Consider the following 21710-nt stretch of genomic DNA (forward strand, 5'->3'; position numbering starts at 1 on the left):
CCGGACGGGAGGAGGACCGATGGCGGATGCCGTGCGTGTCGACTCCTGGCTGTGGGCCGTCCGTGTGTACAAGACCCGATCGGCGGCGACCACCGCCTGCCGCGCGGGCCACGTCCGAGTCAACGGCGACAAGGCGAAGGCCGCGCAGCAGGTGAGGATCGGCGACGAGCTGCGCGTGCGCATCGCCGGCTTCGACCGCATCCTCGTCGTCCGGCAGACGCTCACGAAGCGCGTCGGGGCGCCGCTGGCGGCCGCCGCCGCAGAGGACCGCACCCCGGAGCGGGAACCCGTGGCGCAGATCGCCGTCCGCGATCGCGGCGCCGGCCGACCCACCAAACGGGAACGTCGCGAGATCGAGCGCCTACACGGTCGCTGACGTCGCCCGACGGCGGGAGATCGAGCCTCGCACCGTGGCATCCATCACGAAGAGCGCGGCACCCGTCACGCCGTACACGAGCAGGTCGCGGCCGTCGAAGACGGTCCCGAACACCAGGACGATCGGCGGCCACTCCCCCGCCCACGCAACGGGCAGCCCCGTGAGCTGGAACAGCTCGACGCCTACCGACCACGCGATGACGATCGCGCCGATCAGCCAGGACGACAGCCGAGGCAACAACGCGACCAGCCCACCCCAGACCGCGACGACGTAGAGGGCATCACCGGTGATGTCGGATGCCGCGGTGTCCGCAGCGCCGAGGTGCACGGCGAGTCCGCAGATCACCGCCAGCACAGCGACCGCGGCGCCGAGCAGCCGTCGCCTCACACCCGCTCGCGCAACCACGACACCCGACGGACCTGCGCGCCCACCGCGACCGCCCGCTCCCCGAGCGCGCGGTCGCTGGTCACGAGCAGGACTCGCTCTCCGTCGCCGACGCGCCGTTGCGCCTCGGCGACGAGCGTGTCGTCACCCGCGGCATCCGCTCGCACCACCTCGACGGAGCCGTCCGGGTCCGCGGCGGCGCGCGCCTCACCCTCGAGTATCGCGACCACGCGCGGGTACCAGGTGTCGCCGGGGAGCGACAGCTCGCCCGCCGCGACTCCGGCTCGAGAGAGTCCGCCCAAGCGATGAAGCAGTCTCGATGCGGCCCCGGCGCGGTCGCGCCACCAGCCGTCAGGAACCGAGCCGACGACGTTCGCCGCGTCGACGAGGACGGTGGGTCGGACGGCGAGCAGGTCGCGCAACGCGGGCCACGAGTCCGCAAACCCGGGGTGCAGGGGCAGAGCGTCGACCTCATTCAGCGGCACCCACTCCAGGGCGTAGCTCTCGGGGTCGGCGATCACGGGATCGAACGGGTCGATCACGTCGGCGACGAGCGTCGTGTACGACCACACCTCGAGGTCGAGCACGCTCGTGAACAACGGCCGGAGCGCCGAGGCGGGAACGCCCGCCTCTTCGTGCGACTCGCGGATGGCGGCATCCGTCGCGCTCTCACCCTGGTGCCGCGCACCTCCCGGGATGCCCCACGTGCCGCCGTGGTGACTCCACGAGACCCGGTGCTGCAGCAGCACTCCGCGCGACGGATCGTGCGCAAGCAGGCCGGCGGCCCCGAACCGACCCCAGTACCGCTCGCCGGCGTCGGTCACCACCCAGGCATCGCCCGGATCGCGAGGACCGGAGGGGCGCGGCGGCCCGCTCGACGGTTCCTCGATCCTCATGCGATCAGCCTCTCACGGGCTCGGCGGCGAGGCGCGGCATCCGTCATGTCCCGGAACAGATCCCCAGCGTGCCCGCAACAGCCCAGTCGGCTCTCAGACAACAGAGGAGATGACGGTTCGCGAGGACCGGATCGACCCGATGCCTCCTCGCGAACCGCCATCTCCTCCCGAAGCGACGGCGAACCGGGCGTCAGCGCTGCCGACGCTCGCGCACGCGCATGTTCGTGACGATCGGCGTGCCCTCGAAGCCGAAGATCGCGCGCAGGCGCCGCTGGATGAACCGGCGGTAGCCCGGGTCGAGGAACCCGGTCGTGAACAGCACGAATGTCGGCGGACGCGTCGACGCCTGCGTGCCGAACAGGATGCGGGGCTGCTTGCCGCCGCGGAGCGGGTGCGGGTGCTCGGCGATGAGTTCGGCGAGGAACGCGTTGAACTTGCCGGTCGGGATGCGCTGGTCCCACGACTCGAGCGCCGTCTCGAGCGCCGGGACGAGCTTGTCGAGGTGACGGCCGGTGCGTGCCGACAGGTTCACGCGCGGCGCCCACGTGACGTGCGCGAGGTCCTGCTCGATCTCGCGCTCGAGGTAGCGGCGGCGATCGGCGTTGTCCATGTCCTCGTCGTTCAGGCGATCCCACTTGTTGAAGGCGAGGACGAGCGCACGACCGGACTCGAGGACGAGGTCGATGATATTCAGGTCCTGCACGCTGATCGACTCGGTCACATCGAGGACGACGACGGCGACCTCGGCCTTCTCGAGGGCCGCGCTGGTGCGCAGCGACGCGTAGAAGTCCGCGCCCTGCTGCAGGTGCACGCGACGACGGATGCCGGCGGTGTCGACCAGACGCCAGAGCTTGCCGCCGAGCTCGACGACCTCGTCTACGGGGTCGCGGGTCGTGCCGGCGAGGTCGTTGACGACGACGCGCTCCTCGCCCGCGGCCTTGTTCAACAGCGACGACTTGCCGACGTTCGGGCGACCGAGGATCGCCACGCGGCGGGGGCCGCCGAGCTCGTTCTTGGCGACGGCCGAGACCTCGGGAAGCACCTTCATGATCTCGTCGAGCAGGTCGGCGACGCCGCGGCCGTGGATGGCCGAGACGGGGTGCGGCTCGCCGAGACCCAGGTTCCAGAGCGCTGCGGCTTCGGGCTCCTGACGGGCGTCGTCGATCTTGTTGGCGACGAGGAAGACCGGCTTGTCGGTTTTGCGGAGCATGCGGACGACCTGCTCGTCGGTCGCCGTCGCGCCGACCATCGCGTCGACGACGAACATGACGACGTCGCAGAGCTCGATCGCGATCTCAGCCTGGGCGGCGACGGAGCGGTCGATGCCCTTGGCGTCGTGCTCCCAGCCGCCGGTGTCGACGAGCGTGAACCGGCGGTCCATCCACTCGGCCTTGTAGCTCACGCGGTCGCGCGTGACCCCGGGGGTGTCCTCGACGACGGCCTCGCGACGGCCCAGGATGCGGTTGACGAGGGCCGACTTGCCGACGTTCGGCCGCCCGACGATCGCGACGACCGGGAGGGCCGGCAGCATCTCGACGACCTCGCCGCCGGCGGTGAAGCCCGCGAGCAGGTCGTCGTCCTCCTCGTCGAGCTCGTAGTCGGCGAGCGAGGCGCGCAGGGCGGCAGCCCGCTGCTCGGCCAGGTCCTCGTCGAGGTTGGCGAGCTTCTCCTCGAGCTGGTCGGGGCCGCCTTCGTATTCGTAGTCGTCTTCGGCGCTCATCGTGAGCCTTCCGTTCCCGACCGCACGACGTCCAGGACGGCGTCGACGGTCTGTGCGAAGTCCAGGTCGGTCGAGTCGACGACCGTCACGCCGGGGGCGGCGGTGAGGAAGTCGACGACCTGGGAGTCGGATGCGTCACGCTTGTGCAGCGCGGCGGCGACAGCCGCGGCATCCTCCGTGGTCAGTTCGGCGCTGCGCCGCGCGGCGCGCACCTCGGGGGCGGCGGTCAGGAGGATCCGCACGGGGGCGTCGGGAGCGACGACGGTCGTGATGTCACGTCCCTCGACGATCACGCCCGGCCGACCGGAGTCTGCCACGAGGCGCCGGAACAGCACGTTCACCTGCTCGCGGATCACCGGCACACGGGCCACGCCGCTCACGGCGGAGCTGACCCGCGGCTCGCGGATCGCCTCGGTGACGGAGGTCTCCCCCACCCGCACCCAGTACTCATCGGGGTCGAGCGAGATGGCGTAGTCGAAGTCGCCCGCGGCGTCGACGACGGCCGAGGCGTCGGACGTGTCGGCGCCGTGCTCGAGGACGTGCCAGGCCAGGGCTCGGTAGGCGGCTCCCGTGTCGAGGTAGCCGAACCCGAGACGTCGGGCTGCTTCCTTCGACACGCTCGACTTGCCGCTGCCGGCGGGGCCGTCGATGGCGATCGTGATGGGGTCAGTCATTGAGGCTCGCAATCTTCCACCCGCGCGCCGAGAGGCCGTCGGTGGCGATGGTCACGGCGGACGGGACGACGCTGATCTCGCCGAGGCCGAACTGCGCCCCCGGCGAGTGCTCGAGCCGGAAGTCCTCGACGTTGACGCCCAGCTCCCCGAGGTCGCCGAACAGGCGCCCCAGCTGACCCGGGGTGTCGTCGACCATGACGACCACCGTCTCGAATCGGCGGTTCTGCCCGTGCTTGCCGGGCAGACGTTCGACGCCCTCGTTGCCGCGGCGGATCGTGTCGGCGACGGCACGACGCGAACCGGGGGCATCAGGGTCGCGGAGCGCTCCGGCCACGGTGGTCAGGTCGGCGGCGAGGGCGTCGAGGACATCGACGACCGGCTGAGAATTGGCGCCCAGGATCTGCACCCACAGTTCGGGGGCGGATGCCGCGATCCGGGTCGTGTCGCGAACGCCCTGGCCTGCAAGACGCAGCGACGCGTCCTCGGCGCCGACGAACCGTCCCGCGAGGAGGGATGCCACGAGCTGCGGCACGTGCGAGACGAGAGCCACGGAGCGGTCGTGTTCCTCGGGGGTCATCTCGACGAGGCTGGCGCCGAGGTCGAGCGCGAGACCCTCGACGACGGCGAGGTCGCGCGCGGAGGTCTCCTCGTCGCGGCAGATGACCCAGGGGCGGCCGAAGAAGATGTCGGCGCGGGCGGAGATCGCGCCGCCGCGCTCGCGACCGGCCATCGGGTGGGACCCGATGTAGCGGGAGAGGTCGACACCGCGCTCGCGGAGGACCAGCAGCGGCTCGAGCTTGACGCTCGCCACATCCGTCACGACGGCATCCGGGAAGGCGCTGAGTTCGCGCTCGATGACGTCGGCCGTGACGTCCGGCGGCACGGCGACGACCACGAGGCTCGGCTGGTCGCCCTCTCGAGCCAGGCGTCCCGCCCCGTAGTCGACGGCGAGGCGCAGCTGCGCCGGCGATGCGTCGGCGAGGACGACGTCGACCTCGAGCGCGCGCAGCGCGTGACCGATGCTCGCACCGAGCAGGCCTGCGCCGACGATGCGGACGAGTCCGCTCGTACGGACGGCGCGGGCGCGCGCGTCGATGGCGTCGGTCACAACTGCTCCTGAGTGGGATCCCCGGGCGGGGTCTCCGCCTGGCGCGCGAGAGTCAACAGCGCACCACGCTCCACTGTAGTCAACTCGCGTGCCCGACCCGCTGGGAGCGTGCCCAGGTGGAGCGGCCCGAACTGGCGGCGGACGAGCTCCTCGACGGGGTGGCCGACCGCCGCCATCATGCGGCGGACGATGCGGTTCCGCCCCGAGTGCAGGGTGAGCTCGACCAGGCTCGTGTCCCCGCTCGCGTCGAGCAGCCGTGCTTTGTCGGCCGCGATCGGACCGTCCTCGAGCTCGATCCCCTTCGTGAGCTGCGCGATGGTCTGCGGCAGAACGCGGCCCGACACCTTCGCGATGTAGACCTTCGTGACCCCGAACGACGGGTGGGCGAGGACGTGGGCGAGCTCGCCGTCGTTGGTGAGGACGAGGAGACCGCTCGTCTCGGCATCCAATCGGCCCACGTTGTAGAGCCGCTCGGGCCAGTCCTTCGTGAAACGCCGCAGGTCGGGGCGCCCCTGGTCGTCCTTCATCGACGACACCACGCCGGTGGGCTTGTTGAGGATGACGTACCGCTTGCTCGTGTCGAGCTGGATCGCGGTGCCGTCGACGTCGACCCGATCGGTCTCGGGGTCGATGCGCGATCCGAGCTCAGTGACGACGACGCCGTTCACCCGCACGCGGCCCTCGACGATGTACTGCTCGCAGACGCGCCGCGAGGCGACTCCCGCATTCGCGAGGATCTTCTGCAGGCGGACCCGGTTCTCGTCGGACTGCTCGTTCATCGGATGGTCTCTCCTTCGAATCCCGCTGAGCCGTCGTCCAGCAGCGGGGAGATGGGGGGCAGCTCGTCGAGGGAGTTGATCCCCAGGTGGCCGAGCAGCGCGTCGGTGGTGCGGTAGTTGATGGCCCCGGTCTCGGGGTCGGTGAAGGCCTCGGTGATGAGGCCGCGGGCGAGGAGCGTCCGGACGACGGAGTCGACGTTGACGGCGCGGATCGAGGCGACCTGGCTCCGCGACACCGGCTGCTTGTACGCGATGACCGCGAGCGTCTCGAGCGCCGCCTGCGACAGGCGCGACGGCGCCTGACCGTTGACGAACTCCGCCACCAGGTCGTCGTGCTCGTCACGGACGTAGAAACGCCATCCTCCGCCGACCTCGCGCAGCTCGAACCCGCGCCGAGGCCCTGAACGCTCCCCGTCGTAGTCGGCGACCAGCTCCTCTACCGCGCGGCGGACGGCGGCGACGGGCGCGCCGACGGCAGCGGCGAGCGCAACGAGGCTCTGCGGCTCGTCGATGATCATGAGGATCGCCTCGAGGCGGCGCGCGATGTCGCCGGGGTCCTGCGAACGCGGTGGCGCCTCGATCTCGGTGGCGTCATCGGTCATAGTCGGCTCCCAACGTGGCGAGGTTCTCTTCGGACCACCGGTCGGCGGTCCAGCGCAGCGTCAATTCGCCGAGTGGCTCGAGCTGCTCGAACGACAGCGCTGCATGACGGTAGAGCTCGAGGACGGCGATGAAACGGGCCACGACGACGCCGGTCTGCGCGACTCCGGCGACGAGCTCGCGGAAGTTGAGCTGACCGGCGTCCCGCAACAGTGTGACGACGATCGCGGCCTGCTCCCGGATCGAGACGAGCGGCGCGTGAAGGTGGTCGAGTCCGACGTGCGGGATCTCCTTCGGCGCGAACGCGAGCATCGCGATCGCGGCGAAGTCGTCGGGAGACAGCGTCCAGACGAGCTCGGGGACAGCACGGCGATGCTTCTCGTCGAGTCGCACGGCGCGGGTGTGACGCTTGCCCTCGCGGTCCAGGCAGCGCGCGAACCACGCCGACACCTCTTTGAAGGCGCGGTACTGCAGCAGGCGCGCGAAGAGCAGGTCGCGGGCTTCCAGCAGGGCGACGGATTCGGCATCCACCAGCTCCCCCTGCGGCAGCAGCCCCGCGACCTTCATGTCGAGCAGCGTCGCCGCGACGACGAGGAACTCGGATGCCTGGTCGAGATCGGCGTCGTCGTCGAGACCTTTGAGGTAGGAGATGAACTCATCGGTGACTTTGCTGAGCGAGACCTCGGTGATGTCGAGCTCGTGCTTGGAGATGAGGGTCAGGAGCAGGTCGAACGGACCGTCGAAGTTCCCCAGCGATACGCGGAACCGGTCACCGGGCGCGGTCTCGGCCTCAGGGGTGTCCGCCCGCGGCGGCGCGGCATCGGCGTCGGCGACGTCCTCAGGCGACGGCGCCACGGGCGACCAGTTCCCGCGCGAGGCGCAGGTACGCCTGGGCGGCGGAGTGCTCGGGGGCGAACTTCGTGATCGGGACGCCCGCGACGGACGCGTCGGGGAACTTCACCGTCCGACCGATGACGGTCTCGAGGACGTCGTCCCCGAAGGCATCCACGACGCGCTCGAGGACCTCGCGCGAGTGCAGCGTGCGCGGGTCGTACATCGTGGCGAGGACGCCGTCGAGCGTGATCGCCGGGTTCAGCCGGTCCCGCACCTTGTCGATCGTCTCGATGAGAAGCGCGACGCCGCGGAGCGCGAAGAACTCGCACTCGAGCGGGATGAGGACACCGTGGCTCGCGGTCAACGCGTTCACGGTGAGCAACCCGAGCGAGGGCTGGCAGTCGATGAGGATGACGTCGTAGTCGCCCGCGACTTTGCGAAGCACCCGGGCGAGGATCGTCTCGCGCGCGACCTCGTTGACGAGGTGCACTTCGGCCGCCGAGAGGTCGATGTTGGCCGGCAGGATGTCGAGGCCCTCGACCGACGTCGAGACGATGACCTCGTTCGGGTCGCGCTTCGGGTCGAGGAGGAGGTCGTAGATCGTCGCCGTCTCGTGCGTCTGCACGCCGAGACCGGCCGACAGGGCGCCCTGCGGGTCGAAGTCGACCGCGAGGACGCGGCGGCCGTATGAGGCGAGGCCAGCCGCCAGGTTGATGGTCGTCGTCGTCTTGCCGACGCCGCCCTTCTGATTGCACAGCGAGATGATGCGCGCGGGGCCGTGACCGTCGAGCTTCGGCGGGGTCGGGAAGCCGTGGTAGGGACGACCCGTCGGCCCCATCGGGGTGTCGGTCGCCACCGCCGGATCGACGTCCGCCGTACTCCTCTTGCTCGCCACTGATCTCCCGCCTTCGCCGTGCTCACCCGAGTCTAGTCATCCCGTCGCGGCGCGCCGTGGAGCGACTCCCCGGACGCGCGGAGCGCGGATCACCTCGCTCGAGGGTGCGCCGTGAGGTAGACGTCTCGGAGCGCGTCGACGGTGACGTGCGTGTAGATCTGCGTCGTGGCGACGGAGGCGTGACCGAGGAGCTCCTGCACGACGCGGACGTCGGCGCCGCCCTGAAGGAGGTGGGTCGCGAACGAGTGCCGGAGCGTGTGCGGCGAGACGTGCACGGTGATCCCCGCCCGCTCGGCGGCTTGCTGGATCACGAGCCAGGCGCTCTGGCGCGACAGCGGAGCGCCTCGCGCTCCGAGGAACGCTCGCGGTGTCGCGCCTCCGCGCCGGGAGAGTTCGGGGCGCGCCCGGGTGAGGTACGCGTCGACCGAGGCCCGGGCGTACGAGCCGACGGGGACGATGCGTTCTTTCGCCCCCTTGCCGCGCACCCGCAGGACCTCGCCGTGCATCAGGTCGTCGACGTCGAGGTCGACGATCTCCGATACGCGTGCCCCCGTCGCGTAGAGGAGCTCGAGCAGCGCGCGATCCCGCAGGCCGATGAGTTCGCCGGGTGCGGCGTCCTCGGGCGCCGGGCCGGCGGCATCCAACAGTCGGAGGACGTCGTCGACGGGCAACGCTTTCGGCAGACGCATCGGTGCCTTCGGCGGGCGGAGCTTCGTCGTCGGATCGTCTGTCACGATCCCCTCGCGGGCGAGGAACCGATGGAAGCTGCGGATCGCGGACTGCAGCCGCGCCAGCGAAGTCGAAGCGGGCGGCGGGTCGGATGCCGCGCGTTCCGCGGCGAACCCGGTGACGAGCTCCCCCGTCACGGCGTCGGTGTCGTCGACGCCACGCTCGTCGAGCCACGCGAGGTAGCCGGCGAGGTCGCGACGGTAGGCGGCCACGGTGTGGGCCGACAGCCCGCGTTCGATGGTGATGTGCCGGAGGAACGCGTCGACCGCGCGCGCGAGCCTCACGGGATCTCAGCCCTGCGGACGGTCCGCGCCCACCGGACGCGAGCGCCCCGGCCACGGCGCGTCGGCCGCGCCGAGCGTCGACCACTCACGCGCGCGGCCGGCCGCTGCGGCGAGCGCCGCGATCACGAGCGACGGATTCTGGAGCTTCCGCGCCAGGACCGCGTCCACGACCTCATCGAGCGGGGCCCACCGCACCTCGATGTCGGCCTCCTCCTCGGTGCGCGCGAACGCCTCGGGCGTGGGCGCGAGCCCGCGGGCCAGGTAGATGCGGATCGCCTCGTCGCTGCCGCCGGGGCTCGTGAAGAAGTCGGAGAGCACGTCCCACCGCTCGGCGGTCAGGTCTGCTTCCTCGGCGAGCTCGCGCTTCGCCGCTTCGAGGGGGTCCTCGCCCGGCACGTCCAGCAGGCCCGCCGGGATCTCCCAGTCGCGGAACCCGACCGGGTGACGGTACTGCCCGATGAGGAGGACGCGGCCTTCGTCGTCGAGTGCCAGGATCGCGACCGCGCCGGAGTGGTCGACGTACTCGCGGACGATCGACCCGTCGCCGTACGCGAACTCGTCGCGGCGCAGGTTCCAGACGTGCCCCTCGAACACCGTCTCGGTCTGCGTGACCCGAACCGTGACGGCGTCGTCCTGCAAAGGCGCGGCATCCGTCATAGGTCAGTCCTCGTTCTCGACGTCGAACAGCTCACTCGAGCGGTGCCGGTCGAGCGCCGCGGCGATGAGGCCGCGGAAGAGCGGGTTGGCCTCGGTCGGGCGGGAGCGGAGCTCGGGGTGGGCCTGCGTCGCGATGTAGTACGGGTGCACATCGCGCGGCAGCTCGACGTACTCGACGAGGTCGAGGTCGGGGTTCAGCCCCGAGAACCAGAGGCCGGCGTCCGCGATCTGCTGGCGGTACGCGTTGTTGACCTCGTAGCGGTGGCGGTGACGCTCGGTGGCGCGGTTCGAGCCGTACAGGTCCGCGGCCAGGGATCCCTCGGCCAGCGCAGCCTCGTACAGGCCGAGACGCATCGTGCCGCCCATGTCGCCGCGGTCGAGGATGTCGACCTGCTCCGCCATGGTCGCGATGACCGGGTGGGGGGTCTCGGGGTCGAACTCGCTCGAGGATGCGTCCTCGATGCCCGCGACGTGGCGCGCGTACTCGATGACCATGCACTGCAGGCCGAGGCAGATGCCGAGGGTGGGCAGTCCCTGCTCGCGGGCGAACTTCAGCGCACCGAGCTTGCCTTCGATGCCGCGGATGCCGAAGCCGCCGGGGATGACGATGCCGTCGACGGCCGACAGGGCCTTCGCGGCGCCCTCGGGCGTCTCGCACAGGTCGGACGGGATCCACACGATCTGGACCTTCGTCTCCTGCGCGAACCCGCCGGCCTTCAGCGCCTCGGTGACCGAGAGGTAGGCGTCGGGAAGGTCGATGTACTTGCCGACGAGACCGACGGTCACCTCGTGCTTGGGGTTGTGGACCGCGTTCAGGACTTTGTTCCAGCGGGTCCAGTCGATGTCGCCCGCCTTGGCGTCGAGGCCCAGGCGCCGCACGATGTACGCGTCGAGGCCCTGGTCGCTGAGCGTCGAGGGGATGTCGTAGATGCTCGGCAGGTCGACGGTGTTGATGACCGCGTCCTCGTCGACGTCGCACATGAGCGCGATCTTGCGCTTGTTGGACTCGGTGACGGGGCGGTCGCTGCGCAGAACGAGCGCGTCGGGCTGGATGCCGATGGAACGCAGCATCGCGACGGAGTGCTGCGTGGGCTTGGTCTTCTGCTCACCCGAGGCACCCATGAACGGCACCAGCGAGACGTGCACGAAGAAGACGTTGTCGCGGCCGAGCTCGTGCCGGATCTGACGCGCCGACTCGATGAACGGCTGCGACTCGATGTCGCCGACCGTGCCGCCGACCTCGGTGATGATCACGTCGGGGCGGGGCTCTTCGCTCGCCTGCAGGCGCATGCGCCGCTTGATCTCGTCGGAGATGTGCGGGATCACCTGGACGGTGTCGCCCAGGTACTCGCCGCGGCGCTCCTTGGCGATGACCTCGGAGTAGATCTGACCCGTCGTGACGTTCGCGGCCTGGCTCAGCTCGATGTCGAGGAAGCGCTCGTAGTGGCCGATGTCGAGGTCGGTCTCGGCGCCGTCGTCGGTCACGAAGACCTCGCCGTGCTGGAACGGGTTCATCGTGCCCGGGTCGACGTTCAGGTACGGGTCGAGCTTCTGCATCACGACGCGCAGGCCGCGCGCGGTGAGGAGGTTACCGAGGCTGGCGGCGGTCAGACCCTTGCCGAGAGACGAAACGACACCACCCGTCACGAAGATGTGCTTGGTGATGTCGTTGTTTTTGCGTCCCGCGCCCGAAGAGTCCGTCACGGGCTTTCACTCTATCAGCCCTCTCGAGCCCCCGGTCCGGAGCCGGCCCGGGTGTCGCCGCGGAAGACGCGTCAGCGGGCGCGTCCGAGCGCCAGCAGCTCGCGAGCGTGACCGAGCGCCGCATCCGAATCCGCCATTCCCGACAGCAGGCGCGCCATCTCGGCTGCGCGCTCGTCGCCCTCGAGGCGACGGACGCTCGACGCGGTGACGGATCCGTCGTTCGACTTGACCACCGACAGGTGGTTGCCGGCGAAGGCGGCCACCTGCGCCAGGTGGGTGACGGCGATGACCTGGCTCGTCTCGGCGAGTTTCGCAAGCCGGCGGCCCACCTCGATCGCCGCGGCGCCGCCGATACCGGCATCCACCTCGTCGAAGACGAACGTCGGAACGGGATCGGTGCCCGCGATCACGACCTCGATCGCGAGCATGACACGGCTGAGCTCACCACCGGACGCGCCGCGGGCGACCGGACGCGGAGACGCGCCGGGATGCGGCGCGAGCTGGATCGTCACGACATCGCGGCCGTGAGCGGCCTCGGAGCCGGGGTCGACGGCGACCGTCAGCCGCGCGTCGGGGAGGGCGAGGTGACGGAGCTCCTCGGTGACGGCGTCGCCGAGACGGGATGCCGCGGCCCGCCGTGCGTCCGTCAGCTCCGCCCCGCGGGCGTCGAGCTCCTCGCGGAGCCGATCGCGTTCGGCGGTGAGGCGTTCGATGCGGTCGCCGTCGTCGTCGAGCTCGGCCAACCGGGCGGAACCGGTTCCGAGAAGCGCGATGGCGTCGTCGAGCGAGCCGTGCACTCGGATGAGCGCCCCCAGCGCTGCGCGCCGTTCTTCGACCGCCGCGAGCTCGTGCGGGCCGCCCTCGTCGAGGTCGGCGAGGTACCCGCTCAGCTCCCCCGCGACATCGGCGACGCGATAGCCGAGGTCTTCGATCGCGGCGGCGTGCCCGCGCAGCACGTCGTCGGTGCCGGCGGCGCGTTCGAGAGCTCGTCGCGCCTCGGCGAGGAGCTCCTGCACGTCGGGGAGATCGTCTTCGTTCGAGAGAGCCGTGTGCGCCGTGGCCGCCGCCACCCGCAGCTCTTCGACGTTCGCCAACCGATCGGCGCGCTGCGTCAGTTCGACGTCCTCGCCGGGCTGCGGGTCGACCGCCTCGATGGCGGCGATCGCTTCCCGGAGCTGCTCCGCCTCGCGCGCACGCGCGGTCTGCTCGGTCGTCAGCGTCTCGAGCTCCGCCGCCGCCGCGCGCCACGCGTCCCACACGGCGCGGTAGCGTTCCAGCGCCGTCGAGATCTCGGCGCCGCCGAACCGGTCGAGCGCATCGCGCTGCGCGGCGGCCGACGTCAACCGCAGCTGGTCGGACTGTCCATGCACGACGACGAGCTGGTCCGCGAGATCCGCGAGCACGCCGGCGGGCGCCGTTCGACCTCCCACGGTGGCGCGACTGCGGCCCTCGCTCGACAGTGTGCGACCGAGGTACAGCTCCGCGCTGCCGTCTCCGAGTGGTTCGATGTCGCCCCCGGCATCCCGCACCCGTTCGACGACCGGTCCGTCCTCGGGAACGATCCACACGCCGTCGACCGCCGCCTGATCCGCTCCGGCGCGCACGGCTCCGGAGTCCGCCCGCGCTCCGAGCAGAAGGCCGAGACCCGTGACGACCATCGTCTTGCCGGCCCCGGTCTCACCGGTGATCGCGGTGAACCCCGGACCGATCGGCAGCGTCGCCCCCGCAATCACTCCGAGGTCGCGCAGGCGGATCTGCTCGATCACAGCGCTCCCTCCGCATCGCCCCGCCACCCCGCGATGGGGAGCTGGAACTTGCGGACCAGGCGATCGGTGAAGACCGATCGGTGCAGGCGCGCCAGCCGGACGGGCTGCGTCGACCGCCCGACCGAGACGCGTGCACCGGGCGGCAGGTCGTGCGAGCGGCGGCCGTCGCACCACAGCACACCACGGCCCTGGTTGCGCTCGAGGACGTCGAGCGACACGGACGTCTCGGGTCCGAGGACGAGGGGCCGGGCGAACAGGGCGTGCGCCGACAGGGGCACGAGGCAGAGCGCCTGCACCGACGGCCAGACAACGGGGCCGCCGGCCGAGAAGTTGTAGGCGGTCGACCCGGTGGGAGTCGCCACCACGACGCCGTCGCACCCGAAGGACGACAGCGGTCGGCCGTCGATCTCGATCATCACCTCGAGCATGCGCTCTCGTGAGGCCTTCTCGACGGTCGCCTCGTTGAGCGCCCAGGTCGAGTACACGAGATCCCCGTCGGCGTTGCGGACCTCGACCGAGAGCGTCATCCGCTCGTGGATCTCGTAGTCACGCGCCAGCGCGCGGCCGATCGCCTCGTCGACGTCGTCGGCTTCGAGCTCGGCGAGGAATCCCACGTGGCCCATGTTGACCCCCAGCAGGGGAACGGATGCCGCCCGCACCAGCTCGGCCGCACGGAGGATCGTGCCATCGCCGCCGAGGACGATCGCGATCTCGACGTCGGAGACGTCCATGCCGTCTTCGCCGAGGACCGCCGTGTCGAGGTCTCCGAGTGCCGCCGCGAGTTCGGGGTCATCACCGGGGACGACCGGACGCAGCCCCGCAGCCTCGACGGCGGCGACGACGCGCCGGGCGCCGGCGACGGTGTTCTCACGCAGCGCATGCGCCACCACGAGGATGTTGCGCGTCGCGTCGGTCATGCGGCTCCCGCCAGTCGGTTCACGGTGTCCAACCATTGTGTCGGATTGACGTGGTTCGTCGTCCCGGGTCGCAGGTGGATGAGGAACTCACGGTTCCCGTGGGTCCCGGCGATCGGCGACGCGATCACCCCGTGCGTTCCGAGGCCGGCATCCCACGCCGACCACAGGACGGTCGCCACGGCGTCGGCTCGACGCCCGGCATCCGTCACCAGTCCTTCCCGCACACCCGTGCGGCCCACTTCGAACTGCGGTTTCACGAGCAGAACGAGATCGGATGCCGGTGCGCAGACCGATGCGGCGGCGGGGAGCACGTGCGTGAGTGAGATGAAGGACAGGTCCCCCGTCACGAGCGTCGGCACCTCGGCGACGCCACTCGCGTCCGCGAGAGACATGGACGTCATGTGCCGGACGTTGAAGCCTTCGACCACCGCGACCTGCGGAAGGGCGGCGATCTCCGCCGCGAGCTGCCCGTGCCCCACGTCGACGGCGAGGACACGAGCGGCGCCCCGCTCGACGAGCACCTGGGTGAACCCTCCGGTCGAGGCTCCCATGTCCAGCGCGACGCGCCCGTGCGGGTCCACCCCGAACGCATCGAGGGCGGCCAGGAGCTTGTGGGCGGCGCGGCTGACGTAGTGGTCGGATGCCGCGACCTCGATGTGCTGCTCGTCGCCGACCTTGACCGACGCCTTCACGATGGGCTCGCCATCGACGGTGACCAGTCCCGCGTCGATGAGCTGCGCCGCATGCGTGCGGCTGCGCGCGAGTCCGCGGGCGGCGATCGCCGCGTCCAGCCGAGTGCTCATGCGTTCGGGTCGCGCGGACCCGATTCGAGACGCTTCGCGAGTTCGTCGTGCAGCAGCGTGTATGCGGCTGCCCGTTCCCCCAGCGGCTGGTCCTCGATCACTTCGAGCGTCGAGAGCAGGTCCTCGCGGCGCGGGTCGCCGTCAGCGGCATCGATCGACATGTTCCCCACCCTACGCGGCCCGGATGACGACGGACGTGAACGCGGCGGCGCCGTCGTCAGCGGCGGTGGAACGGGTCGGCGTAGAGCCGCTCGGGCACCCGGAAGCCGTAGATCGCCCGTCCAGTGCCCCAGATCGCGGCGGCGCCCGCGCGCACGAGATCGATCGGGCGATCACCCTCGGCGACGATGCGCACGTCGGGTCCGTCGATCCGCACCGAGGCGGAGCCGACGGTTGTCACATCGCCCTTCACGACCGTTTCGGGATACGGCTCGTGGAGCTCTCGCAGATCGCCGACGATGTAGGTCGGTCGCGAGGAGTTCGGCGCGGCGAGGACGTGCTTGGGCCGGTCGATCCCAGTGAGGACCAGGACGGAGTCGATCCCTGCGGCTTGCGCGCCGGCGATGTCGGTGTCGAGTCGGTCGCCGATGAACAGCGGATGCCGCGCTCCGAACCGCGCGACCGCCTCGTCGAAGATCGGTCGCTCCGGCTTGCCGGCAACGGTCGCCAGCCGCCCGACGGCGGTGTGCACGGCCGAGACGAGCGTCCCGTTGCCCGGCGCGATGCCGCGCGACTGCGGGATCGTCCAGTCGGTGTTCGTGGCGATCCAAGGAATTCCGCCCTCCTCCTCGGGGAGAGCGAGCGCGTACGCGGCCTCGGCGAGCTGTGCCCAGCCTACGTCGGGAGCGAAACCCTGGACAACGGCGGCGGGACGATCATCCGCACTCCGCGTCACGGCGTAGCCGGCCTTCTCGAGCTCGAAGACGAGCCCGTCGCCGCCGACGACGAGGATCGCGGCGCCTGCCGGGACCTTGTCGCGCAGCAGTCGGACGGCGGCCTGCGGGCTCGTGACGACCTCGTGGGGATCGGTCGCCAGACCCAGCTCGGTGAGGTGGGCGGCCACGACGCTGTCGCGCCGCGAGGCGTTGTTCGTGATGTACGCGAGTGGCCGATCGTTCCGCGAGCTCGTCAGACTCGCCACGGCGTGCGGGATCGCCGTGTCTCCCGCATAGACCACGCCGTCGAGGTCGGCGAGGACCAGGTCGACGCCGTCGAGAGGCGTGCGGCGCGTGCGGGAGAAGAGCCCCATCAGGACCGCTCCTCCTCGTCATCCTTCCGAACGGATGCCGGTTCGTCGTCCGCGTCTTCACGATCAGCGTCGTCGAGGTCATCGCCGTCAGTGTCGTCGACCTGGTCGTCGACGTCGTCGTCGACGTCGTCGTCGAGCTCGATCTCATCGATCTCGTCGATCTCGATCGTCTCCGAGTCGGCATCGATCTCACCCAGCGCCGCGGCGGCGATATCGGCACGGCGTTGCCACTGCGCTGCCTCGTCGTCCCGGCCCAGCTCTTCGAGAACGGCAGCGCGTGCTGCGAACAGACCCGGGCTCCACGGGAAAGCGGTGTCAGGGTCGAGCTCGGGGATGTCCAGCTCCTGGAGGGCGCGATCAGGCTGACCGAGATCCAGGCGGGCACCCGACATCGCGATCGCCAGTTCGACGCGCACGTCGGTCGGCAACGACGCGCGATCGACGGCACGACCAACCTCGAGCGCGCGGTCGGGACGTCCGACGCCGCGCTCGCTGTCGACCATGAGCGCAATCTGATCGTCGCGCCCGGAGATGCGACGGAACGTCCGCAGCTCCCGAAGGGCCAGAGCGAAGTCTCCCACGGCGTACGCCGTGATCGCGACGGTCTCACGGACCACCGCGATGCGACCTGCGCTACGGGATGCCGCCAGTGCGTGCTCGTGGGCCAGAGCAGGATCGTCATCGATGAGACGCGCGGCCATGGCCAGGTGCCGGGCGACCTGCTCGGCATTGTCCTTGCTCAGGGTCTTCAGTTCATTGCGCGCCGAACCGTTGAGATCACGAGCCGTGACCTCATCGGGGACGACCGGGCCGGCCGGCATACTCCGACGGTCGGAGTCCTGCGGCGGCCGAGAGGCCCGCCGCTCCCCGTCACGCTGCGGGTACGAGGGACGGTCGCCATCACGGCGCGGGTACGACGGACGGTCTCCGTCACGCCGCGGGTACGACGGACGGTCTCCGTCACGCCGCGGGTACGACGGACGTTCACCGTCGCGCTTCTCGTATGGACGACGCTCACCGTCACGCTTCGGGTACGACGGACGGTCGCCATCGCGGCGCGGGTAGGAGGGACGGTCGCCATCGCGGCGCGGGTACGAGGGTCGGTCACCGTCACGCTTCTCGTACGGACGACGCTCACCGTCACGCTTCGGGTACGAGGGACGGTCCCCGTCGCGCTTCGGGTAGGAGGGACGGTCCCCGTCGCGCTTCTCGTACGGACGACGTTCACCGTCACGCTTCGGGTACGACGGACGGTCACCATCACGCCGCGGGTACGAGGGACGGTCCCCGTCGCGCTTCGGGTAGGAGGGACGGTCCCCGTCGCGCTTCTCGTACGGACGACGCTCACCGTCACGCTTCGGGTACGACGGACGGTCGCCATCGCGGCGCGGGTAGGAGGGACGGTCGCCATCGCGGCGCGGGTACGAGGGACGGTCCCCGTCACGCTTCTCGTACGGACGACGCTCACCGTCACGCTTCGGGTACGACGGACGGTCACCATCACGCCGCGGATACGAGGGGCGGTCGCCGTCACGCTTCTCGTAGGAACGACGTTCGCCGTCGCGCTTCTCGTACGGACGACGCTCACCGTCACGCTTCGGATACGACGGACGGTCCCCATCGCGGCGGGGCGCGTGACCGCGCTCGCTGTCGCGGCGTTCGAACGGACGACGGTCACCGTCCCCGCTCGCGGGGCGCCCGCGTTCCCGTGAACGCTCGTCGCGCGAACTCGAGGAAGCAGGTGTGAACTTCCGTTTGCCGCCCGACGTGTCTGGGCGCTGCTCGTCCGTCATCTGTCTGTCCTCTCACGTACGCGTTAACGAGAAATGGCCACCCAACTCTGGGTGGCCATTTCACGAAAGAAGTCCGGCGGTGTCCTACTCTCCCACAGGGTCCCCCCTGCAGTACCATCGGCGCTGTGAGGCTTAGCTTCCGGGTTCGGAATGTAACCGGGCGTTTCCCTCACGCTATGGCCGCCGAAACACTATTGATGTTTCAGTCTGCACAACGATTATTCGTTATGCGGTTCTCGACCGTACATCGAGAACCACTCAGTGGACGCAAGCACCTAAACGGTGTGTTATCAAGTCATCGGCTTATTAGTACCGGTCAGCTTCACGTGTTACCACGCTTCCACATCCGGCCTATCAACCCAGTAGTCTGGCTGGGAGCCTCTCACCCGAAGGTATGGAAATCTCATCTTGAGGCCGGCTTCCCGCTTAGATGCTTTCAGCGGTTATCCATCCCGAACGTAGCTAACCAGCGGTGCTCTTGGCAGAACAACTGGCACACCAGAGGTTCGTCCAACCCGGTCCTCTCGTACTAGGGTCAGATCCTCTCAAATTTCCTACGCGCGCAGCGGATAGGGACCGAACTGTCTCACGACGTTCTAAACCCAGCTCGCGTACCGCTTTAATGGGCGAACAGCCCAACCCTTGGGACCTACTCCAGCCCCAGGATGCGACGAGCCGACATCGAGGTGCCAAACCATGCCGTCGATATGGACTCTTGGGCAAGATCAGCCTGTTATCCCCGAGGTACCTTTTATCCGTTGAGCGACAGCGCTTCCACAAGCCACTGCCGGATCACTAGTCCCGACTTTCGTCCCTGCTCGACCTGTCAGTCTCACAGTCAAGCTCCCTTGTGCACTTACACTCGCCACCTGATTGCCAACCAGGTTGAGGGAACCTTTGGGCGCCTCCGTTACTTTTTGGGAGGCAACCGCCCCAGTTAAACTACCCACCAGGCACTGTCCCTGAACCGGATTACGGTTCGAAGTTAGATATCCAGAGTGACCAGAGTGGTATTTCAACAATGACTCCACGGTAACTGGCGTCACCGCTTCAAAGTCTCCCACCTATCCTACACAAGCCACACCGAACACCAATACCAAGCTGTAGTAAAGGTCACGGGGTCTTTCCGTCCTGCTGCGCGTAACGAGCATCTTTACTCGTAATGCAATTTCGCCGAGTTCGCGGTTGAGACAGTTGGGAAGTCGTTACGCCATTCGTGCAGGTCGGAACTTACCCGACAAGGAATTTCGCTACCTTAGGATGGTTATAGTTACCACCGCCGTTTACTGGGGCTTAAATTCTCAGCTTCGCCTTACGGCTAACCGGTCCTCTTAACCTTCCAGCACCGGGCAGGCGTCAGTCCGTATACATCGTCTTGCGACTTGGCACGGACCTGTGTTTTTAGTAAACAGTCGCTACCCACTAGTCTCTGCGGCCACCACACCCTTTCCGGAGCAAGTCCGTATAAGTGGATGGCCCCCCTTCTCCCGAAGTTACGGGGGCATTTTGCCGAGTTCCTTAACCACGATTCTCTCGATCTCCTTGGTATTCTCTACCTGACCACCTGAGTCGGTTTGGGGTACGGGCAGCTAGAACCTCGCGTCGATGCTTTTCTTGGCAGCATAGGATCACCCACTTTTTATCCGCATCGTGTCTCAGCCTATGTGAGAGACGGATTTGCCTATCTCTCGGCCTACGCACTTGCCCCGGGACAACCATCGCCCGGGTTGGGCTACCTTCCTGCGTCACACCTGTTAATACGCTAGCCGCACCAGAACGGGGTCGAGCGTTAGACCGGCCGGCTTCACCCCGAAGGGATCCACTCAGCCGGGTTAGGACTCTTAGCACCACTGGATTAGCTTGGGCGGTTCTTCGCCGGTACGGGAATATCAACCCGTTGTCCATCGACTACGCCTGTCGGCCTCGCCTTAGGTCCCGACTTACCCAGGGAAGATTAGCTTGACCCTGGAACCCTTGGTCTTTCGGAGGACGTGTTTCTCACACGTCTTTCGCTACTCATGCCTGCATTCTCACTCGTGTAGCCTCCACGGCTGGTTCACACCGCCGCTTCGCTGGCCACACGACGCTCTCCTACCCATCAACACGGCTGGACCACGAAGGCCTACCAATAATGTCAATGCCACAACTTCGGTGGCGTGCTTGAGCCCCGTTACATTGTCGGCGCGGAATCACTTGACCAGTGAGCTATTACGCACTCTTTCAAGGGTGGCTGCTTCTAAGCCAACCTCCTGGTTGTCACAGCAACTCCACATCCTTTCCCACTTAGCACGCGCTTTGGGACCTTAGTTGGTGGTCTGGGTTGTTTCCCTCTCGACTATGAAGCTTATCCCCCACAGTCTCACTGCTGCGCTCTCACTTACCGGCATTCGGAGTTTGGCTGACGTCAGTAACCTTGTAGGGCCCATCGGCCATCCAGTAGCTCTACCTCCGGCAAGAAACACGCAACGCTGCACCTAAATGCATTTCGGAGAGAACCAGCTATCACGAAGTTTGATTGGCCTTTCACCCCTATCCACAGCTCATCCCCTCAGTTTTCAACCTAAGTGGGTTCGGCCCTCCACGACGTCTTACCGTCGCTTCAGCCTGGCCATGGATAGATCACTTCGCTTCGGGTCTAGGACATGCGACTGAATCGCCCTATTCAGACTCGCTTTCGCTACGGCTACCCCACACGGGTTAACCTCGCCACATATCGCTAACTCGCAGGCTCATTCTTCAAAAGGCACGCTGTCACCCCTACTAAGGAGGCTCCAACGGTTTGTAAGCAAACGGTTTCAGGTACTATTTCACTCCCCTCCCGGGGTACTTTTCACCTTTCCCTCACGGTACTTGTCCGCTATCGGTCATCTGGGAGTATTTAGGCTTATCAGGTGGTCCTGACAGATTCACACGGGATTTCTCGGGCCCCGTGCTACTTGGGATACTCTTCGCGTCAAGAGAAGCATTTCGACTACGGGGTTGGCACCCTCTATGACCCGCCTTTCAATGCGGTTCGCCTATACCTTCTTGTAACGCCGACAGTTCGGCAGAACTATCTGAAAAGTCCCACAACCCCGAATACGCAACTCCTGCCGGATATCACACGTACTCGGTTTAGCCTGTTCCGGTTTCGCTCGCCACTACTAACGGAATCGCGGTTGCTTTCTCTTCCTGTGGGTACTGAGATGTTTCACTTCCCCACGTTCCCTCTACCCGCCCTATATATTCAGGCGGGAGTCACCAGGTACGCACGCGCCCTGGCGGGGTTTCCCCATTCGGACATCCTCGGATCAAAACTTGCTTATCAGTTCCCCGAGGCTTATCGCAGATTGCTACGTCCTTCTTCGGCTCCAGATGCCAAGGCATCCACCGTTTGCTCTTAAAGACTTGAAATCACATGAGTTGAATCGTCAATCGAAATTGACTAATGATCTTTAAGATCATCTTTCTGAACCGATCAAAGATCAGTTCAAAGATGCTCGCGTCCACTGTGTAGTTCTCAAAGTACGGGCGGTACCTCCTCCGCACCAGCAACGCCGGCA

General features: G+C 68.0%; 20 protein-coding genes and 2 rRNA genes. 2 read left to right on the forward strand and 20 right to left on the reverse strand.

Features of this window, described 5'->3' with window-relative positions; all coding sequences use genetic code 11:
* Positions 1–19: 19 nt before the first annotated feature.
* The gene (locus tag BBA86_RS06685; protein ID WP_065570852.1) at positions 20–376 is read left to right on the forward strand and encodes an RNA-binding S4 domain-containing protein; all 357 of its coding nucleotides are present in this window, start codon (positions 20–22) and stop codon (positions 374–376) included.
* Here BBA86_RS06685 and BBA86_RS06690 read toward each other — a convergent pair.
* The 18 genes from BBA86_RS06690 to BBA86_RS14680 all read right to left on the reverse strand — a co-directional run bounded on the left by BBA86_RS06690 (position 362) and on the right by BBA86_RS14680 (position 17076).
* A complete protein-coding gene (locus BBA86_RS06690) occupies positions 362–763 on the reverse strand; it encodes a DUF2809 domain-containing protein (protein ID WP_065570853.1) in 402 nt (133 codons plus the stop codon). The genes BBA86_RS06685 and BBA86_RS06690 overlap by 15 nt on opposite strands.
* Positions 760–1656, reverse strand: a complete 897-nt coding sequence (locus tag BBA86_RS06695; protein WP_065570854.1) for an NUDIX domain-containing protein — start codon at positions 1654–1656, stop codon at positions 760–762. The genes BBA86_RS06690 and BBA86_RS06695 overlap by 4 nt, the downstream gene beginning before the upstream one ends.
* Positions 1657–1846: 190 nt before the next feature.
* The gene (der, locus tag BBA86_RS06700) at positions 1847–3376 is read right to left on the reverse strand and encodes a ribosome biogenesis GTPase Der (RefSeq protein WP_065570855.1); all 1530 of its coding nucleotides are present in this window, start codon (positions 3374–3376) and stop codon (positions 1847–1849) included.
* Positions 3373–4050 carry a (d)CMP kinase gene (gene cmk, locus BBA86_RS06705; protein ID WP_065570856.1) on the reverse strand — a complete coding sequence of 226 codons (678 nt, stop codon included), beginning with the start codon at positions 4048–4050 and terminating at the stop codon, positions 3373–3375. The genes der and cmk overlap by 4 nt, the downstream gene beginning before the upstream one ends.
* On the reverse strand, positions 4043–5158 hold the full coding sequence (locus BBA86_RS06710; protein ID WP_065570857.1) for a prephenate dehydrogenase: 1116 nt from the start codon (positions 5156–5158) through the stop codon (positions 4043–4045). Before BBA86_RS06710 ends, cmk begins: the two co-directional genes overlap by 8 nt.
* Positions 5155–5937 carry a pseudouridine synthase gene (locus BBA86_RS06715; RefSeq protein ID WP_065570858.1) on the reverse strand — a complete coding sequence of 261 codons (783 nt, stop codon included), beginning with the start codon at positions 5935–5937 and terminating at the stop codon, positions 5155–5157. Before BBA86_RS06715 ends, BBA86_RS06710 begins: the two co-directional genes overlap by 4 nt.
* Positions 5934–6539: an SMC-Scp complex subunit ScpB gene (scpB, locus tag BBA86_RS06720; protein WP_065570859.1), complete on the reverse strand. Its 606-nt coding sequence runs from the start codon at positions 6537–6539 to the stop codon at positions 5934–5936. Before scpB ends, BBA86_RS06715 begins: the two co-directional genes overlap by 4 nt.
* Positions 6529–7392 carry a segregation and condensation protein A gene (locus tag BBA86_RS06725; protein WP_065570860.1) on the reverse strand — a complete coding sequence of 288 codons (864 nt, stop codon included), beginning with the start codon at positions 7390–7392 and terminating at the stop codon, positions 6529–6531. Before BBA86_RS06725 ends, scpB begins: the two co-directional genes overlap by 11 nt.
* Positions 7376–8209, reverse strand: coding sequence for a ParA family protein (locus BBA86_RS06730; RefSeq protein WP_141677895.1), 834 nt, complete (start codon positions 8207–8209; stop codon positions 7376–7378). The genes BBA86_RS06725 and BBA86_RS06730 overlap by 17 nt, the downstream gene beginning before the upstream one ends.
* Before the next feature lie 146 nt (positions 8210–8355).
* A complete protein-coding gene (xerD, locus tag BBA86_RS06735; protein ID WP_065570862.1) occupies positions 8356–9279 on the reverse strand; it encodes a site-specific tyrosine recombinase XerD in 924 nt (307 codons plus the stop codon).
* A gap of 6 nt (positions 9280–9285) precedes the next feature.
* Entirely contained in the window at positions 9286–9936 is a 651-nt protein-coding gene (locus tag BBA86_RS06740; protein ID WP_065570863.1) for an NUDIX domain-containing protein, read from the reverse strand.
* Between the two features lie 3 nt (positions 9937–9939).
* Positions 9940–11640, reverse strand: a complete 1701-nt coding sequence (locus BBA86_RS06745; protein WP_065570864.1) for a CTP synthase — start codon at positions 11638–11640, stop codon at positions 9940–9942.
* Positions 11641–11711: 71 nt separating this feature from the next.
* Positions 11712–13406 carry a DNA repair protein RecN gene (recN, locus tag BBA86_RS06750; RefSeq protein ID WP_065570865.1) on the reverse strand — a complete coding sequence of 565 codons (1695 nt, stop codon included), beginning with the start codon at positions 13404–13406 and terminating at the stop codon, positions 11712–11714.
* Entirely contained in the window at positions 13403–14323 is a 921-nt protein-coding gene (locus BBA86_RS06755; protein ID WP_065570866.1) for an NAD kinase, read from the reverse strand. The genes recN and BBA86_RS06755 overlap by 4 nt, the downstream gene beginning before the upstream one ends.
* Positions 14320–15126, reverse strand: a complete 807-nt coding sequence (locus tag BBA86_RS06760; protein WP_065570867.1) for a TlyA family RNA methyltransferase — start codon at positions 15124–15126, stop codon at positions 14320–14322. Before BBA86_RS06760 ends, BBA86_RS06755 begins: the two co-directional genes overlap by 4 nt.
* Positions 15123–15287: a hypothetical protein gene (locus BBA86_RS14555; protein WP_189318428.1), complete on the reverse strand. Its 165-nt coding sequence runs from the start codon at positions 15285–15287 to the stop codon at positions 15123–15125. The genes BBA86_RS06760 and BBA86_RS14555 overlap by 4 nt, the downstream gene beginning before the upstream one ends.
* A gap of 56 nt (positions 15288–15343) precedes the next feature.
* A complete protein-coding gene (locus BBA86_RS06765) occupies positions 15344–16375 on the reverse strand; it encodes an HAD-IIA family hydrolase (protein WP_065570868.1) in 1032 nt (343 codons plus the stop codon).
* Complete coding sequence (locus tag BBA86_RS14680; RefSeq protein ID WP_223247042.1) at positions 16375–17076, reverse strand: hypothetical protein; 702 nt, start codon at positions 17074–17076, stop codon at positions 16375–16377. Before BBA86_RS14680 ends, BBA86_RS06765 begins: the two co-directional genes overlap by 1 nt.
* Here BBA86_RS14680 and BBA86_RS14685 point away from each other — a divergent pair.
* Entirely contained in the window at positions 17035–18087 is a 1053-nt protein-coding gene (locus BBA86_RS14685; RefSeq protein WP_223247043.1) for a hypothetical protein, read from the forward strand. The genes BBA86_RS14680 and BBA86_RS14685 overlap by 42 nt on opposite strands.
* Positions 18088–18239: 152 nt before the next feature.
* Here BBA86_RS14685 and rrf read toward each other — a convergent pair.
* Both rrf and BBA86_RS06780 read right to left on the reverse strand, forming a co-directional pair.
* Positions 18240–18356 (reverse strand): 5S ribosomal RNA (rrf, locus tag BBA86_RS06775).
* Between the two features lie 98 nt (positions 18357–18454).
* Positions 18455–21561 (reverse strand): 23S ribosomal RNA (locus tag BBA86_RS06780).
* Positions 21562–21710 lie beyond the last annotated feature (149 nt).

Source organism: Microbacterium oleivorans (genome assembly GCF_001691565.1).
Classification (GTDB): Bacteria; Actinomycetota; Actinomycetes; order Actinomycetales; family Microbacteriaceae; genus Microbacterium; species Microbacterium oleivorans_B.